This is a genomic window from Streptomyces sp. NPDC047974 (genome assembly GCF_040653375.1).
GTDB lineage: Bacteria > Actinomycetota > Actinomycetes > Streptomycetales > Streptomycetaceae > Streptomyces.
Genome location: NZ_JBEZNU010000131.1, coordinates 1 through 1,061 on the forward strand (window position 1 = coordinate 1; position 1,061 = coordinate 1,061).

Below are 1,061 nucleotides of genomic sequence, written 5' to 3' on the forward strand. Positions count from 1 at the left end.
CAGGTGCGCCGACGAGGAGCCCTGGACCAAGATGCCGCCGCCACGCAACGTGCTGCGTTCCGACTGCAGGCTCGCCGTGCCATCCAGCTCGACAGCACGCTGGTAGGAGCCGCTGCGGTTGATGGTGGCATCTGACATGTACACGAGTGAATCAACCGCACGGATGCTGTTGGTCTGCCCACCGACCACTGTCAACACCGCGTTGTTGCGCAGTGTCCACTCTTCAATCGGGTCGCCGTTGTTGACCAACCCAACGGTACCGTCCAGATCACCGGCCCAGGCGCCGGCCAGCGGCAGCATGCAGAGTGCGAGGACGATGCCACGCGCCAGCGGGCGTTGATGAGGATGAGCAGTGCGGGTGCGATGACGGTTCATGGTCTTGTCCTTTCTGGGAAAGAGTCGACACAGGGAGTCGTTCAGGCGCTCGTTCACGGATGTGGCCTTTTCGACCTCTTCGCGTGAAGCGCGCGTGATGAGCCTAAGCAGGCAACCTGTGTCTTGATCGGCACGAATTCTGGCCGCGGGCACGGCTCCGGCCCATGCAATTAGTTGCAAAGCGCTGGCCGTCTGGACGCTCGGGTCGGCCGATGTTCAGCACAGTGAATCCGGTCCGTACTTGGGCGCGGCAGGACGACGCAGCGGCTGCGGTATGCAACCAATTCGATAGGCGCCATTGCGGCCGCTTCCTACGGTATGGGCCCTTCCATTGGAGCGTCCCCCGCATGCGTCGTGTACTTCCCCGCCCCCATCTGCTTGCCGTGGGGTTGTCCGCCGCCCTGGCGTCGTCGGTCGCCATGGCACAGCAGGTCATCGCCGATGGCGACGAACAGAACCCGGCTGCGGGCGATTACCGCACCACTGACCCGGTGGAGCCGGGCAATCCGGGTGGGCATGCGTTCCTTGCCATCAACGGTGGCAGCCTCATTCCAACCGGGCCGGTCAATTTGATTACCGAAGGGCTGCGTGCTGCCGCTGCACGCGCCGAGGGTGCGGGAAGTCGTATCGAACTGCAGGCGGGTAGCGTCTTGACCTCCGGCTATGGTGCTGCCGGCCTTTCCGCC

The 1,061-nt window shown here is 64.1% G+C and carries 2 protein-coding genes; one reads left to right on the forward strand and one right to left on the reverse strand.

Going from position 1 to position 1,061, the window contains the following annotated elements; genetic code table 11:
• On the reverse strand, nucleotides 1-432 hold a 432-nt coding region (locus tag AB0E19_RS38885), incomplete at its 3' end, for a hypothetical protein (protein ID WP_362190013.1).
• Between the two features lie 290 nt (nucleotides 433-722).
• Here AB0E19_RS38885 and AB0E19_RS38890 point away from each other — a divergent pair.
• Nucleotides 723-1,061, forward strand: a 339-nt coding sequence (locus AB0E19_RS38890) for a hypothetical protein (RefSeq protein WP_362190016.1), incomplete at its 3' end; no start/stop codon positions are given.